Annotated in this window: 18 protein-coding genes; 8 read left to right on the forward strand and 10 right to left on the reverse strand. The window is 68.8% G+C overall.

The genetic code is table 11. From position 1 onward, the window contains the following. Positions 1–17 precede the first annotated feature (17 nt). The 6 genes from K9U37_RS00665 to K9U37_RS00690 all read left to right on the forward strand — a co-directional run bounded on the left by K9U37_RS00665 (position 18) and on the right by K9U37_RS00690 (position 5,457). Positions 18–920: a 1,4-dihydroxy-2-naphthoyl-CoA synthase gene (locus K9U37_RS00665; protein ID WP_243070070.1), complete on the forward strand. Its 903-nt coding sequence runs from the start codon at positions 18–20 to the stop codon at positions 918–920. Between the two features lie 90 nt (positions 921–1,010). After that, positions 1,011–1,397, forward strand: coding sequence for a VOC family protein (locus K9U37_RS00670; protein WP_243070071.1), 387 nt, complete (start codon positions 1,011–1,013; stop codon positions 1,395–1,397). Positions 1,398–1,597: 200 nt separating this feature from the next. Beyond that, positions 1,598–2,725: an o-succinylbenzoate--CoA ligase gene (gene menE / locus K9U37_RS00675; RefSeq protein WP_372489350.1), complete on the forward strand. Its 1,128-nt coding sequence runs from the start codon at positions 1,598–1,600 to the stop codon at positions 2,723–2,725. 48 nt (positions 2,726–2,773) lie between these two features. Further along, positions 2,774–3,646: an alpha/beta fold hydrolase gene (locus K9U37_RS00680; protein WP_243070072.1), complete on the forward strand. Its 873-nt coding sequence runs from the start codon at positions 2,774–2,776 to the stop codon at positions 3,644–3,646. Further along, positions 3,643–4,050: a TIGR03668 family PPOX class F420-dependent oxidoreductase gene (locus tag K9U37_RS00685; protein ID WP_243070073.1), complete on the forward strand. Its 408-nt coding sequence runs from the start codon at positions 3,643–3,645 to the stop codon at positions 4,048–4,050. The genes K9U37_RS00680 and K9U37_RS00685 overlap by 4 nt, the downstream gene beginning before the upstream one ends. A 51-nt stretch (positions 4,051–4,101) precedes the next feature. Beyond that, positions 4,102–5,457 carry a hypothetical protein gene (locus K9U37_RS00690; protein WP_243070074.1) on the forward strand — a complete coding sequence of 452 codons (1,356 nt, stop codon included), beginning with the start codon at positions 4,102–4,104 and terminating at the stop codon, positions 5,455–5,457. Between the two features lie 389 nt (positions 5,458–5,846). Here K9U37_RS00690 and K9U37_RS00695 read toward each other — a convergent pair whose 3' ends face one another. The 8 genes from K9U37_RS00695 to K9U37_RS00730 all read right to left on the reverse strand — a co-directional run bounded on the left by K9U37_RS00695 (position 5,847) and on the right by K9U37_RS00730 (position 12,136). Beyond that, positions 5,847–6,983 carry a molybdopterin-dependent oxidoreductase gene (locus K9U37_RS00695; protein ID WP_243070075.1) on the reverse strand — a complete coding sequence of 379 codons (1,137 nt, stop codon included), beginning with the start codon at positions 6,981–6,983 and terminating at the stop codon, positions 5,847–5,849. Next, positions 6,980–7,609: a methyltransferase domain-containing protein gene (locus tag K9U37_RS00700; protein WP_243070076.1), complete on the reverse strand. Its 630-nt coding sequence runs from the start codon at positions 7,607–7,609 to the stop codon at positions 6,980–6,982. Before K9U37_RS00700 ends, K9U37_RS00695 begins: the two co-directional genes overlap by 4 nt. Position 7,610: 1 nt before the next feature. Next, the gene (locus K9U37_RS00705) at positions 7,611–8,279 is read right to left on the reverse strand and encodes a TIGR04282 family arsenosugar biosynthesis glycosyltransferase (protein WP_243070077.1); all 669 of its coding nucleotides are present in this window, start codon (positions 8,277–8,279) and stop codon (positions 7,611–7,613) included. After that, positions 8,276–8,932 (reverse strand): glycosyltransferase family 2 protein, encoded by a 657-nt coding sequence (locus K9U37_RS00710; protein ID WP_243070078.1) that lies wholly within the window; start codon positions 8,930–8,932, stop codon positions 8,276–8,278. The genes K9U37_RS00705 and K9U37_RS00710 overlap by 4 nt, the downstream gene beginning before the upstream one ends. Before the next feature lie 77 nt (positions 8,933–9,009). Continuing rightward, positions 9,010–9,543: an alkyl hydroperoxide reductase AhpD gene (gene ahpD, locus K9U37_RS00715; RefSeq protein WP_243070079.1), complete on the reverse strand. Its 534-nt coding sequence runs from the start codon at positions 9,541–9,543 to the stop codon at positions 9,010–9,012. A gap of 2 nt (positions 9,544–9,545) precedes the next feature. Next, a complete protein-coding gene (locus K9U37_RS00720) occupies positions 9,546–10,133 on the reverse strand; it encodes a peroxiredoxin (protein WP_243070080.1) in 588 nt (195 codons plus the stop codon). A 198-nt stretch (positions 10,134–10,331) separates the two neighbouring features. After that, positions 10,332–11,363, reverse strand: a complete 1,032-nt coding sequence (locus tag K9U37_RS00725) for an NAD-dependent epimerase/dehydratase family protein (protein ID WP_243070081.1) — start codon at positions 11,361–11,363, stop codon at positions 10,332–10,334. Beyond that, entirely contained in the window at positions 11,360–12,136 is a 777-nt protein-coding gene (locus tag K9U37_RS00730; RefSeq protein WP_243070082.1) for an S-methyl-5'-thioadenosine phosphorylase, read from the reverse strand. The genes K9U37_RS00725 and K9U37_RS00730 overlap by 4 nt, the downstream gene beginning before the upstream one ends. A 50-nt stretch (positions 12,137–12,186) precedes the next feature. Here K9U37_RS00730 and K9U37_RS00735 point away from each other — a divergent pair, with 50 nt between their 5' ends. Further along, positions 12,187–13,056: a 1,4-dihydroxy-2-naphthoate polyprenyltransferase gene (locus K9U37_RS00735; RefSeq protein ID WP_243070083.1), complete on the forward strand. Its 870-nt coding sequence runs from the start codon at positions 12,187–12,189 to the stop codon at positions 13,054–13,056. A 6-nt stretch (positions 13,057–13,062) separates the two neighbouring features. Here K9U37_RS00735 and K9U37_RS00740 read toward each other — a convergent pair whose 3' ends face one another. Further along, entirely contained in the window at positions 13,063–13,374 is a 312-nt protein-coding gene (locus K9U37_RS00740) for a DUF4229 domain-containing protein (protein ID WP_243070084.1), read from the reverse strand. Between the two features lie 47 nt (positions 13,375–13,421). Between K9U37_RS00740 and K9U37_RS00745 the strand changes: the two genes are divergently transcribed. Next, positions 13,422–13,586: a hypothetical protein gene (locus K9U37_RS00745; protein WP_243070085.1), complete on the forward strand. Its 165-nt coding sequence runs from the start codon at positions 13,422–13,424 to the stop codon at positions 13,584–13,586. On the opposite strand, the gene K9U37_RS00750 is transcribed toward K9U37_RS00745, so the two are convergent. Next, on the reverse strand, positions 13,583–14,758 hold the full coding sequence (locus K9U37_RS00750) for a MinD/ParA family ATP-binding protein (RefSeq protein ID WP_243070086.1): 1,176 nt from the start codon (positions 14,756–14,758) through the stop codon (positions 13,583–13,585). The two genes, K9U37_RS00745 and K9U37_RS00750, sit on opposite strands and share 4 nt — an antisense overlap. Between the last annotated feature and the right edge of the window lie 39 nt (positions 14,759–14,797).

Below are 14,797 nucleotides of genomic sequence, written 5' to 3' on the forward strand. Positions count from 1 at the left end.
GATGGAGTTCAACAGCCTTGAGTGACAGCCCCTTTGACCCGTCGTTGTGGAAGACGATCGACGGCTTCGAGGACCTGACCGACATCACCTACCACCGGCACGTCTCCGACGGCACCGTACGGGTGGCGTTCAACCGTCCCGAGGTGCGCAACGCGTTCCGCCCGCACACCGTCGACGAGTTGTACCGCACGCTCGACCACGCCCGCATGTCACCCGATGTGGGTGTGGTGCTGCTGACCGGCAACGGTCCCTCCCCCAAGGACGGCGGGTGGGCGTTCTGCTCCGGCGGCGACCAGCGCATCCGGGGGCGCACCGGCTACCAGTACGCCTCGGGTGAGACGGCCGAGACCGTGGACCCCGCACGCGCCGGCCGGCTGCACATCCTCGAAGTGCAGCGGCTGATCCGGTTCATGCCGAAGGTCGTCATCTGCCTGGTCAACGGCTGGGCCGCCGGCGGTGGCCACAGCCTGCACGTGGTGTGCGACCTGACCCTGGCCAGCCGCGAACACGCCCGCTTCAAGCAGACCGACGCCGACGTCGGCAGCTTCGACGGCGGCTACGGCAGCGCCTACCTGGCGCGCCAGGTCGGGCAGAAGTTCGCCCGCGAGATCTTCTTCCTCGGCGAGACGTACACCGCCGAGGAGATGCACCAGATGGGCGCCGTCAACCGGGTGGTCGACCACGCCGAACTGGAGACCGTCGGGGTGGTCTGGGCCAAGACCATCAACGGGAAATCGCCCCAGGCGCAACGGATGCTGAAGTTCGCCTTCAACCTGCTCGACGACGGTCTGGTCGGCCAGCAACTGTTCGCCGGGGAGGCCACCCGGCTGGCGTACATGACCGACGAGGCCGTCGAGGGCCGGGATGCGTTCCTGGAAAAGCGCGACCCCGACTGGAGCCCGTTCCCCCGCTACTACTGAGACTTCGGCGCGCATATCACCGCAGAGCGGCGACAACCGCGCCGAAATCGCAGCAGCGCACGCAACCAAACCTGAGGTAGACACGACCACATGGAGATCCTGGCGAGCCGGACGTTGTTCCGGCCGGCCGACTACCAGCGTTCGGTGAGCTTCTACCGCGACGCCATCGGCCTGGCCATCGCCCGCGAATACGGCGGCGGCACGGTGTTCTACGCCGGGCAGTCGTTGATCGAACTCGCCGGCCACGGCCCGCCCACCACACCGGGCGGACCGTTCCCCGGCGCGCTGTGGCTGCAGGTCCGCGACCTCTACGCCACCCAGGACGAACTGCGCTGCCGCGGCGTCGAGATCGCCCGCGAGGCCCGCCCGGAACCGTGGGGACTGCACGAAATGCACGTCACCGACCCCGACGGGGTCACGCTGATCTTCGTGCAGATCCCCGAGGACCACCCACTGCGGCGCGATACCCGGGGCTGATGGGGCTAAGATTCATGACGTCCATCGGGCGCCCCAGGACGCCCCGGCCGGGGAGCTGCCGCGGTGAACGATTTCTCACCAAGACCGCGACGCGACGGTTGTCCGACGACGAAGTCTAAGGACGTCGAATAGCAATCCTGCGAGCACTCTCCATCCCGCCGAGCCCCTCGGCGCTGTCGCTGACGGCCGCCCTCGAAGGCGTGCTCGACGGACGCGACGCTCCCCTAGTTCCCATCCCGGCCGGCGACCTTCGGGAAAGCGAGTTGTTGACGACCTCGCTGCGGGTCGGTGAAGAGATCGACGACGACGTCGCCCTGGTGGTGTCGACGTCGGGAACCACCGGGGCGCCCAAGGGCGCGATGCTGACCCCGGCCGCACTGATCGCCAGCGCGTCGGCCACCCATGACCGCCTCGGCGGGCCCGGCACCTGGCTGCTCGCGCTGCCGGCCCACCACATCGCGGGCATCCAAGTTCTGGTGCGCAGCCTGCAGGCCGGCACCGCGCCGGTAGAACTGGACCTGTCGGCCGGGTTCGACGTCACCGAATTGCCCACGGCGGTAGCACAATTGGGCTCCGGACGGCGCTACACGTCGTTGGTGGCCACCCAGCTGGCCAAGGCACTGCTGGACCCGGAGGCGACCGCGGCGCTGGCCGAACTCGACGCCGTGCTGCTCGGCGGCGGCCCAGCCCCGCGCCCGGTGCTCGAGGGCGCGGCGGCCGCGGGTATCGCGGTGGTGCGCACCTACGGTTCCAGCGAAACCTCGGGCGGCTGCGTCTACGACGGGGTCCCACTCGACGGCGTGGAGGTGCGACTCGACCAGGGCGCCGAAACCGGCGAGGGACGGATCAGCATCGGCGGGACGACCTTGGCCAAGGGCTACCGCAACCCACCGGATCGGGACCCGTTCGCCGAGCCGGGCTGGTTTCACACCGACGACCTCGGCGTGTTCGACGACACAGGCAGCCTCGTGGTACTGGGCAGGGTCGACGAGGCGATCAGCACCGGCGGCCTGACGGTGATGCCTGCGCCGGTCGAGGCGGTACTGTCGCGGCACCCGGCGGTGGCCGACTGCGCGGTGTTCGGCGTGCCCGACGACCGGCTCGGTGAGCGGGTGGTCGCCGCCGTCGTGCTCGTGACGGGCGCGCCGGAGCCGACGCTGGGCGACATCAGGGCGTATCTGGCGCAGTCGCTCGATTCGACAGCCGCCCCGCGGGAACTCCACCTCGTGGACGAACTGCCCCGCCGCGGCATCGGCAAACTGGACCGCAGAGCGCTTCGGCGGCGGTTCGAAAGCGGTGGTGACTTGCCCGGAGGCTACGGTTGGTGAACAATTGTTCACCAAATGACTGGAGGACATTCGACTGGAGGACATTCGATGGGTGACCTGAAATACCTCGACCTACACGGCGACCGGGTGGCCTACCTTGACGAAGGCCACGGCGAGGTGATCCTGCTGCTGCACGGTATGGCCGGCAGCTCGCAGACCTGGCGCTCCGTGCTGGGGCCGCTGTCGCGCAAGTACCGCGTGATCGCCCCCGATCTACTTGGCCACGGCAACTCGGCCAAGCCGCGCAGCGACTACTCCCTGGGCGCGTTCGCGGTGTTCCTGCGCGATCTGCTCGACGAGCTGGGTGTGGCGCAGGCGACCATCGTCGGGCATTCACTCGGCGGCGGAGTGGCCATGCAGTTCACCTACCAGCATCCCGACTACTGCCAGCGGCTGATCCTGATGAACAGCGGCGGGCTTGGCCCCGACGTGGGGTGGACGCTGCGGCTGCTATCGGCGCCGGGGGCCGAGCTGCTCATGCCGATCATCGCGCCACCGCCGGTGCTGACCGCCGGCGAGCTGGTGCGGTCGTGGTTCGGCAAGCTCGGGATTCAGTCGCCGCGCGGAACGGAGATCTGGAATGCCTACCGTTCGTTCGCCGACGCCTCGACCCGGCAGGCGTTCCTGCGCACTCTGCGGTCGGTGGTCGACTACCGCGGTCAGGCTGTCAGCGCGCTGAATCGGCTGCATCTGAGGACCGACATGCCCACGATGGCGATCTGGGGTGAGCAGGACGCGACCATTCCCGTCCACCACGCCTATGCCGTCCAGAAGACCCGGCCCGATGTCCGGCTCGAGATCCTGCCCCGCGTCGGCCACTTCCCTCAGGTCGAACGACCGAAGGAGGTTGTCGACCTGATCGACGACTTCATCTCCAGCCGGGCCGCCGCGGACATCGAGCAGCCCGCCACCCCGATGTGATTCCGCGGTTCGCGGCGGCACCTGTCGCCCGGCTGGCCACCGTGACTCCGGACGGCCGGCCGCACGTGGTGCCGATCGTGTTCGCGGTCGACGGTGACGTGGTCTACACCGCGGTGGACGGCAAGCCGAAGTCGTCGATGCGCGTGCGGCGGCTGGCCAACATCGAGGCCAACCCGCGGGTGAGCATCCTGGTCGACCATTACGCCGACAACTGGTCGCAGCTGTGGTGGGTGCGGGCCGACGGCACGGCCGCGGTGTGGTCCAATGGGCCCCAGTGCGAGCGCGGACGTGCGCTGTTGCGCGCGAAATACCCTCAGTACCAGGATGTTTCGCTGGGCGGTCCGGTGATCGCGGTGGCGGTCGACAGGTGGTCATCCTGGCCGCGGGAGATGGGCCCGAACTGAAACCAGTCGGTCACTCCCGTCACGGCAGCGTGGGTAATAGGCTGGGCGATTGTGAGCATCGGCCGCAAGGAAGCACTCGCGGTCGGCGTGGGTGTGCTCCTGCTGGTCGCGGCGTTCGTCGTGCCGGACCTGCACCTCGGCATCGTCACGCCACTGATCAAGATGAGCCCGGGCGAACTGAAGTCCTTCGCCGACGCCGCGCCGATCTTCGGCTGGTGGAATGCCCACGTCGGCTGGGGCACCGTGCCCGCCATCCTGATCGGCGCGGCGGCGGTGCTGTGGGGAAGCACGATCGCCCAGCGCCTCTCCTGGCGCGCGCTGACGCTCACGGCGTGGGCGACCTCGTTCGCGTGGGCCTTCGCACTGGCCATGATCGACGGCTGGCAGCGCGGCTTCGCAGGCCGGCTCACCTCCAAACACGAATACCTGCGCCAGGTTCGGACAATCACCGACATCCCCGAAGCTGTCCGTACCTTCGCCAGCAGAATCGTTGATTTCCAGCCGAATTCGTGGATCACCCACGTCTCCGGGCATCCGCCCGGCGCGCTGCTGACCTTCGTCTGGTTGGACCGAATCGGCCTGGGCGGCGGGGCGTGGGCCGCGCTGTGGTGTGTGCTGATCGGGTCGAGTGCGGCCGCTGCAGTACTCGTCGCCGTCCGCGCGCTCAGCGACGAGCCGACGGCGCGACTGGTCGCGCCGTTCGTCGCGGTGGCCCCGACGGCCATCTGGATCGCGGTGTCGGCTGACGGTTACTACGCCGGGGTGGCGGCCTGGGGTATCGCCCTGCTGGCGTTGGCTGTTCGCCAGCGGGTGCGCTGGCCGTGGCTGGCCGCAACGGGCGCCGGACTGCTGCTGGGCTGGGGCATCTTCCTCAACTACGGGCTGGCCCTGATGGCCCTACCCGCGGTGGCGGTGCTGCTGTGCGCGGTCGACTGGCGCACCGCGATCCGGGCGCTGATCCCGGCCGTACTGGCCGCGCTGGCGGTGGTCGCCGTGTTCGCCGTCGCCGGGTTCTGGTGGTTCGACGGCTACACCCTTGTCCAGCAACGCTATTGGCAGGGCATCGCGAACAACCGGCCGTTCCAGTACTGGAGCTGGGCGAACTTGGCCTCGACGGTGTGTGCCACCGGACTGGGCAGCGTCGCGGGCATCGGCCGGGTCTTCGACATCAAGGCGATCAAGGCCCGCAGCGGTCTGCACCTGCTGGTGCTGGCCGCCCTGGCCGCCATTGTGTTCGCCGACCTGTCGATGTTGTCCAAGGCCGAGACCGAACGGATCTGGCTACCGTTCGAGGTGTGGCTCACCGCCGCCGGCGCCCTGCTGCCCGCCTTCACCCACCGATGGTGGCTGGCCGTCAACGTGATCGGCGCCCTTGCGCTCAACCATCTGATTTTGACCAACTGGTAGCAGTCGGTCGCCCACCAGATAAAGCAGCGCGGCACCCCACACCACCGCCAGAGCGATCCAGAAGCCGGCCTGGTAGTCGCGGTCCAGGACTGTCAGGTTGTCCAGATGCTGGCCCGGCTTGCTGAACACCGGAATGGCCAGCAGCACAAGGACAACCGTGAGCAGTCCGGCCACCAGCACCGGCATCCACCAGCTGTGCGGCAGGATGCGTCGGCCGGCGAAGCCCAGCGCTAGGCACACCGGGGCGAACACCGCGTCGTGCAACAGCACGCCGATCAGTGCCCACGCCACAATCCGGATGATCACCTGCGTCGAGTGGTCTGCCACCAACACCACGCCGTAGATCCCGACCGCCACACCGATCGCGATCAACGCAACCCGAACAGCCGTCACGCCACGACCTCGATCCTAGACAGCCATTTCGTCTGCAGCACACCGGGTCTGGTCGGCGCGATCAACCGGCACGGGTATCCGTGGTCCAGATCCAGGGTCTGCCCGTTGACCTTCAGCGCGATCAGAGTCATCGAGTCACGGGCATGCCGGGCCGGCAGCACCGTGCGAGAGTACGGCCCCGGCGGTTCCAGCGAGATCATCCGAACATCAGAATCCGGTGATCCGCCGACGGCTTTGACCAGATCCGCCAGCACCACCCCGGTCCAGTCAGCCGTCGCGCTCCAGCCCTCCACGCAGGCGATGGGCAACCGGTGGGTGGTCTGCGGCATGGCCGCGAGCTCAGCGAGCGTGAACACCTTGGAGTTGCCGCCGTTGACAACGGTGAGCCGGTAGTCCGGCGAGCGGGCGCTGCGCAACACCCCCGCCGCCCAGGCCGTCCGATTGACCGGAACTCCTTGCGGGCCTTGGCCGGAGCGCGGCGCCAGCAGGGAGACGTGGCGTAGCCAGGGGATCGTCTGCCCGGCGGTGAGGATCGTCGCGACGCCCACTGCCAGCCAGGTGCCGCCCAGCACCGCGCGGCGGCTGGGACCGTGGTGGCCCGTCAGCTCGCCGGTGGGGATCTCCTCCAGCGGTTCGCCCAGCGCACGCCGGATCACCGGCAGTTTGACGCCGATGTGGACCAGCACCGCCCCGGCCGCAACATAGGCCATGGCGTAGTGACTGGTGGTGAAGAAGAACTTGAACGCGTACCACTGCGCAATGTTCATGATCCCGGTGGACAACTGGAAGATCATCGAGCCCACCAGCACCAGGATCGAGCCCCGCTCGATCTGGCGGGTCAGCCCGCCGATGACGGGGCGCTCGAACAGCTTCGGGTACACCGACCACAGCTTGACCACCAGCAGCGGGATCGCCGCGATACCCGAGATCACATGCAGGCCCTGGGTGAACTGGTAGAGCCGTACCGGTCGGGTCGGCCAGAAGAACCACGGTTGCGGGTGCTGGATGAAATGACTGATCAGTCCGGTGACGAAGCAGATGGTCACGGCGATGCCCAGCGCGACCCCGACCCGGACCGTCACCGCGGTGCCGCGCAAGGTGTATTTGGCGGCGGTCTTCGCATCCCCGATCATGTCAGCGCGAGTGTAGCCACGACGCGATCTCGAATCGGGTGAATCGCCATCAACGCCAGACCGACCTCTTCGGCCAGTGCGGCCGCGCAGTCGACCCCGACCGCGGCCCACCGAAACCACGGCCCGATGGTGTGCAAGGACTCCAGCCGCACCCAGCTGGTGCTTACGCCCGCGACGGCGGGATCGAATTCGGCCACGCACCGTCCTCCGCGCATCAGTAGTTCCGCGGCCCGCCGCAGCACGCGCCGGGGGTCTCCGGCCAGGCCGACGTTGCCGTCGGCCAGCAGCACCGTCTGCCACCGGCCGGTGCCCGGCAGCGGTTCGAAGACGTCGCGCATCAGCGCCGGCGCGCCACTGCGGCGGGCCAGACGTACCGCCGTCGCCGACTGGTCCACACCCAGTGCCGGGATGCCCCGGCGCACCAGATGAGCCACCAAACGTCCAGGGCCGCACCCCAACTCGATCGTCGGACCTTCACACAGGCCCACCACCGCGGTGTCGAACTCGGTGTCGCAGCCGTGGCCGCCGAGCCAGCTGTGCACCGGCAGTCGGTGCCGACGGCCGTCGTCGTGGCGAAGCCAACAACACTCTCCGTCAAGTGCCCGGTCATAGAGCTGTCCCAGCATGTCAAACCTCTCGCGTGACGCGGGCGAACCGGCTCGCTGACCGGCAGGCCTTGCGGACGGACGGGATGTCGTCGACGGTGTCGACGTCGTGCAGCTCTTCGACGAGCGTCACGTCGATACCTGTGTCGCGCAGGGCGGCAAGCGTTACAACGCCGGTGTCGGATTGCGACATCGGCACGTCGCGCAGGCAGTCGGCGCTCGCGGCATCGGCCACCCCGAGCACCCACCACCCGCCGTCACGGGCCATCCCCAGCAGCGCCGGCGTCGTCAACAAGGTCCGCGCGCAGTCGGTGAGCAGCTCGGCGCTCACCTGCGGGGTGTCCATCCCGATCTGCAGCACCGGCTGAGCGCTGCCGACGTCGGCATGGGCGTTGGCCAGCCGATCGGCGAAGTCCTCGCCGCGCTGCCCGATCACCGTGAACGCCTCGAGCCGCTCGCGGATCTCTGCGCCCCGGCAGGCGCGGTCCAGGTCGCCGGTCATCGCGACCACGCGCTCGGCGACCGGTGTCTGCACAACCGCATCAAGGGTGTCCAACAGCGCGGCGGCGGCGATGTCGGCGGCCGCCAGATCACCCAGCGTCGCGGCCAGCCGCGTCTTGGCCAGCCCGGGCACCGGCGCCTTGGCCACCACCAGCACGGTCACCGGCAGTGGCTCCGGGCGCAGCGTCACGAGATGACCTTCCAGAAGTCGACAGCGGCGGTGAAGCTTCCTCGCACCGACCCGCTGACCTTGGACTGCCCGCCGGTGCGTGGGCCGTAGTCGACGTCGACCTCGACCACCCGCCATCCCGCGGCCGCGGCACGGACGAGTAGTTCGAGCGGATACCCCGATCGACGGTCGGTCACTCCGAGCGTCAGCAACGCGTCACGACGGACCACCCGCATCGGCGCGATGTCGTGGACCGGCAGCTTGTGCCGGGTCCGCAACCGCCAGCACACCGCCGCGGTCCCCAGCCGCGCATGCCACGGCCACCGCAGTCCGCGGACCGGCCTACGCCGGCCCGTCACCATGTCGGCGCCGCGGTCGAGCTCGGCGACCAGGCGCGGCAGCTCGGCAGGATCCAGCGAACCGTCGCCGTCGAGCACCGCCACGACGGGCGTCTGCGCGGCCACCACCCCGGCGTGAACGGCCGACCCGTACCCCGCCCGCGTCTCGTGAACGACCTCTGCGCCGTGGCTCCTGGCCACCTGGGCGGTACCGTCGGTACTGTTGTTGTCGACGACCAATGCGCGGTAACCAGCGGGTATGGCCGCCAGCACCGCGGGAAGGGACTCGGCCTCGTTGAGGCAAGGCAGCACCACCGTGACCGGTTCGACGGGCATGCTGACAACCTATGCGAGCCGTCCGCTGTCGATGACGAAAAAGTGACGTTGCCGCCCTGGCGTTGACCGCGCTCGACTCAGTCGGTGGTGAGGACCTGCGCGGTCAGCAGTGCCTGCGCGACGCCCGACACGATGGACGCCAACCGGATCGCCTCGAAGATCACCGTCCGCGACACCTCGACGTCGCGGAGTTCCTTCTCGTGCGCGGCCAGGCACTGATCGCAGCCGTTGATCGCCGACACCGCCAGCGACCACAACTCGAAGTCCGCTTTGGCCACACCAGGGTTGGCGAGGATGTTCATCCGCAGGCCTGCCCGCAGGTCGTCGTAGCGACCCTCCAGCTGGTGCTTGGTGCGGTAGAAGACGTTGTTCATCCCCATGATCGAGGCCGCGCCGAGCGCTGCGTGATAAGCCTCCTCGGACAGCACGTCCAGTGCGTCCTCGGTGACCTCACGCAGCAGCCGCTCGGACTTGGTCGCCGCCGCGGTCGCCACCAGCGCACCCCACAGCTGCTGATCGCCCAGCTCGGTGGAGCGCACGATGCTGCCGAGGTTGAGCTTGAGGTCCTTGGCGTACTCGGGCAGCGCCTCTTTGATGGCGTCGATGCTCAAGGTCAGAGTGCGTCGGCGAGCAGCTCGCCGACGTTGATGGTCGGGTCGCCCTTCTTCCAGTTGCAGGCGCACAGCTCGTCGGACTGCAGAGCGTCGAGCACCCGCAGCACCTCCTCGACATTGCGGCCCACCGTACCGGCCGTCACCGAGACGAACTGAATCTCGTTGTCGGGGTCGACGATGAAGGTCGCGCGGTCGGCCACACCGTCGGCGTTGAGCACGCCGGCGGCAGCAGTGAGCTCGCGCTTGAGGTCCGACGCCATCGGGAACGGCAGTTTCTTGAGCTCGTCGTGCTGCGCACGCCACTGGAAGTGCACGAACTCGTTGTCGGTCGACACACCGATGACCTGGGTGTCGCGGTCCTCGAACTCGTCGTTGAGCTTGCCGAAGGTGGCGATCTCGGTCGGGCAGATGAACGTGAAGTCCTTGGGCCAGAAGAAGATCACCCGCCACTTGCCCGGGTGGTCGTCACTGGTCACCCGGGTGAAGTAGTCGTCAGGGTGCTCGGCGTCGACCTTGGACAAATCACCGCCGATGACTGCCTTCAGGTCGTACGCGGGAAACTGATCACCGATCGTCAAGAGCGCCATGGCTGCCACCAATCCTCGAAGCTTGTTTGGAACAATTCAAGAATCTATCAGATCCGGGCGCCCAAGTGGGGCGCCCCAGCCGGGAGGTGACCGGCGTCACAAAAATCGGGGGGGAGTGTGGTCATCGGGCTCAAAAGCCGTGTGCGATAACCGCTTTCCCATTGTGATCTACGCCACAAAACGTTGGTCTGTGGCGTGTCATCCCCGCAGCGGGGCGAACGCGAACTCCGTCAAGCCGTCCATCGGGTGAATCGTCGCCCGGAATCCCAACGCCTCCGCGGCCTTCGCCGGGTCCGCGACGATGTGGCGCACGTCGCCACTGCGGTACTGCCCGGTGACCACGGGAGCGGGCCCGCCGCGGGCCTCGCACAGCCGGGTGGCGACCTCCATGATCGAGATCGGCCGCCCCGAGCAGACGTTGGCGGGCAGGAACCCACCGGCTGCCGACTCGACGGCGGCGACATTGGCAGCCGCGACGTCGTCGACGTGGACGAAGTCGCGCATCTGTCCGCCATCCTCGAAAACCCTTGGCGGCTCACCTCTTTCGAGAGACGATCGGAAGATTGCCGCCACCCCGGAGTACGGGGTGTCGCGTGGCATGCCGGGTCCGTACACATTGTGATAGCGCAGCGCCACCGCCGAGCCACCGGTCGACTCCGACCACGCCAGCGCGTAGTGCTCCTGGGCTGTCTTGCTGGCCGCATAGAGACTTCGGGGCCGCAGCGGTGCATCCTCGTCGACCAACTGCCAGACCAGTTCCTCGCCGCCGATCGGGCAACGATGCTCGAACACCCCGGCGTCGAGGTCGGCACGGGCGCGCGGCAGCGGATCGACCACGCCGTGCACCGGGCACGCGTAACCGCCCTGCCCGTAGACCACCATCGAGGACGCGAGCACCAACCGCCGGACCCCGGCCCGGAACATCTGCGCCAGCAGTACCGCTGTGCCGCAGTCGTTGTGGCTGGCGTACGCCGGCGCGTCGGCGGCGTTGACACCCGCTCCCACCACCGCCGCCTGATGGCAGACCACGTCGACGCCGTCGAGTAACGGTGCGAGCGCGTCTTCATCGCGCACGTCGACCTGCCTACATCCGGCGGGCAGCCGTGCACCGGAGCCGTGCGCGGCGTCGAGCATCGCGTCGGCCGCCACCACCTCGTGCCCGCGGTCGAGCAGCGCCGCCCACACCCGACTGCCGATGAAACCGGCTGCGCCGGTGAGCAATACCTTCACGGCAGATCGAAGGGAAGTTCGACACCCTCGTGGGCCAGGCAGTGGTTGCACACCCGCTCGGAATCCAGTACGTCGATGGCCACGTGTACCAGTTCCTTGAACGGCACCAGGTTCTTCTCGAACTCGGCGAACACGTCGGCCGTGCGCACTCCGGTCCCGACGTCGATACCGGCATCCAGGTCCGTCACCAATGCAATTGTGGCGTAACACATCTCGAGTTCCCGGGCCAGCACCGCCTCGGGGTAGCCGGTCATGTTGATCAGTGTGAAGCCCTCGCGGGCGAACCAGTTGCTCTCGGCCCGGGTGGAGAACCGCGGCCCCTGCACCACCACCATGGTTCCGCCGTCGACCACCCCGGGCAGGCTGGCGGCCGCTGCGCGCAGCGTCGGGCAATACGGGTCGGCGAACCCGACGTGGATGCCGCCGGAGTCGAAGTAGGTGTCGCCGCGGCCGCGGGTGCGGTCCACCAGCTGGTCGGGCACGACGATCGAACCGGGGCCCAGCTCGTGGGTGAGGCTGCCGACCGCGCACGGGCCGAACACCCGTCGCACGCCGAGCGCGCGCAGCGCCCACATGTTGGCCCGGTACGGCACGGTGTGCGGCGAGAATTCGTGGCTCATGCCGTGGCGGGGCAGGAACGCCACATCGTGCAGTCCGACCCGGCCCACGGTGATCGGGGCGCTCGGCTCACCGTACGGGGTGTCCAGGGTGACGCTGCGGGCGTCGGAACCGAAGAAGGTGTAGAAGCCGCTGCCACCGATGACTCCAATCATCCGACCATTGTGGGCCATCGGCCGGCCGGCCGGCGTGCGACGATTGCGGCATGGCGAGCGTCGCGCAGTGGGTCGAGGGAGCGCGGCCGAGGACCCTGCCCAACGCGATCGCGCCGGTGATCGCCGGCACGGGTGCGGCGGGCTGGCTGCACGCGGCCGTGTGGTGGAAGGCCCTGCTGGCGTTGGCGGTCTCGACGGCACTGATCGTCGGCGTGAACTTCGCCAACGACTACTCCGATGGCATCCGCGGGACCGACGACGAGCGTGCCGGCCCGCTACGGCTGGTGGGCGCCAAGCTGGCGACCCCGAAAGCGGTGCTGGCCGCGGCGGTGGGGAGCCTGGCCGTCGGCGCGGTTGCCGGGCTGGCGCTGGCGATCGTCAGCGCGCCGTGGCTGATCGCGGTCGGCGTGGTGTGCATCGCCGGGGCGTGGCTCTACACCGGAGGTTCCCGCCCGTACGGCTACGCCGGTCTGGGCGAAGTCGCGGTGTTCGTGTTCTTCGGGCTGGTGGCGGTGCTGGGCACCCAGTACACCCAGGCGCTGCGAGTGGACTGGGTCGGTCTGGTGCTGGCCGTGGCGACCGGGGCGCTGTCGTCGGCCGTGCTGGTGGCCAACAATCTGCGCGACATCCCGACCGACACGGCGGCGGGCAAGATGACGCTGGCCGTGCGCCTCGGTGATCACCGCACCCGGCTGCTCTTCGAGGGGCTGCTGGGATTGGCCGGGGTGCTCACCGTGGTTCTCGTGCTGGCCACCCCCTGGAGCCTGGTCGGTCTGGTGGCCGCGCCGCTGGGGCTGCGGGCAGCCGGGCCGGTTCGGCGCGGGCTGGGCGGTCGCGAACTCATCCCGGTGCTACGCGACACCGGTCTGACGATGCTGGTGTGGTCGATCCTCGTCGCCCTGGCGCTGGCGCTGGGTTAGCGGGCGCTACTTGTCGGGCTTGTCGCCCCGCAGCCGGGCCCGGAGCTCGTCGCGGTCGGTGCGGCGACGCTCGTCGACTCGCGCGATGCTCGCGGTGGCGCGCTTGCGCAACGGGGCCAGCAGCCAGATGCCCAACGGCAATGCGATGACGATCGCGAACAACATCGCGATCACGAGCGGGAACTGGTGGATGCCGAGAAGCTGCGCGATGTAGTAGATCGCCGCGGTCAGAGCGATCACCAAGACCAGCCGCGCAAGGGTGTATACGACCACGTCCCGGAACATGCCGCCGGTGGAGCCGCCCGATTTTTCTGCCACCGCGCCGAGCCTACCGACGCGCGTATATTCAGACAAAGGAGGTTGTCGTGCTGTACCTGTTGCTCGTCCTGATCATCGCTGCGATCGTCTATGTCGGTTGGCGCGCTGTGCGCGCTCAGGCCAACCGGCCCAAGACGCGCGTGATCGGTCCCGACGACGATCCCGAGTTCCTGTGGCGACTCAAGCACGGAGACAACAACAACCCGCGCTAGCCGAACCGCTCGTCGGGCACCTCGGCCGGGAAGCCGTCGGACACCACCGCCGCCAGCTCGACCAGCGCCGCCCGGGTCTTCGGTCGCAACCGCGCCAACTCGATCTCGGCGCCCTCTTCGAGGTGCGGGTCGAACGGCACCAACCGGACCGCGCGGCACCGCCGCGAGAAGTGGTCCACGACCTTCTGCAGGTCGACCTTGCCCGAGCGTGGCCGCACCGCGTTGATCACGCACACCGAGCTGCGCACCAGATCCTGGTGGCCGTGGGCGTCGAGCCAGTCCAGCGTCGCCGACGCGCTGCGCGCCCCGTCCACCGAACCCGAGCTGACCACGATCAGGGTGTCGGCCTTCGACAACACCGATGACATCGCCGAGTGCAGCAGACCCGTGCCGCAGTCGGTGAGCACAAGGTTGTAGAACCGTTCGAGCACCGCCAGCGTGCGGTCGTAGTCCTCGGCGCTGAACGCCTGCGACACGGCGGGATCGCTCTCCGAGGCCAGCACCTCCAACCGGCTGGGACCCTGCGAGGTGTAGCCGCGGACGTCGGTGTATCGCTCGATGCCCTCGGCGCCGCGCAGCAGGTGGCGCACCGTGGCCGGCGTCTCCAACGGCACCTTCTGGTTCAGCGTGCCCCGGTCGGGGTTGGCGTCGACGGCGATGACCCGGTCGCCCCGGATCGAGGCGAACGTCCCGCCCAGCGTGGCGGTGATAGTGGTCTTGCCAACCCCGCCCTTCAGCGACATCACAGCGATCCGGTAGCAGCCCTGCAGCGGCCGGTTCACCTGCGCGACGAGATTGTTGCGCTGGATGGCGCGCGGGCCCTCGCCGACGTTGATCAGCTTGCCCGACGCCAGGTAGAGCGCCCTGCGCCAGCCGGATGACGGCGGCGGCTTGAGCTGGCGCAGCAGCGCGCTGGTCGACAGATCCGGGTACGGAGTCTGCGGCACGCTGGGCCGATACGACGGCGCCGGCACGTCGTTGACGTACTGGTCGGAGTAGGCCGACGCGGCCCGGATGGGATCGAGCGGGATGCCGATGGGCGGCGTTGCGGCCACCCAGTCAGGTTCCGGCTGCGGGGCCGAGATCGCCGGGTCGCTGAACCGCTGAGCGCGGAACACCGTCGTGGCGTCGGTCAGTTCGTGGTCCGGACGGGGACCGGGTTGGTCGGACACGTGCACTTCCCCCTGACATCCGCTTCGGGTCGAGTGGTC

Origin of the sequence: Candidatus Mycolicibacterium alkanivorans, from assembly GCF_022760805.1 — a bacterium.
Taxonomy (GTDB): Bacteria; Actinomycetota; Actinomycetes; order Mycobacteriales; family Mycobacteriaceae; genus Mycobacterium; species Mycobacterium alkanivorans.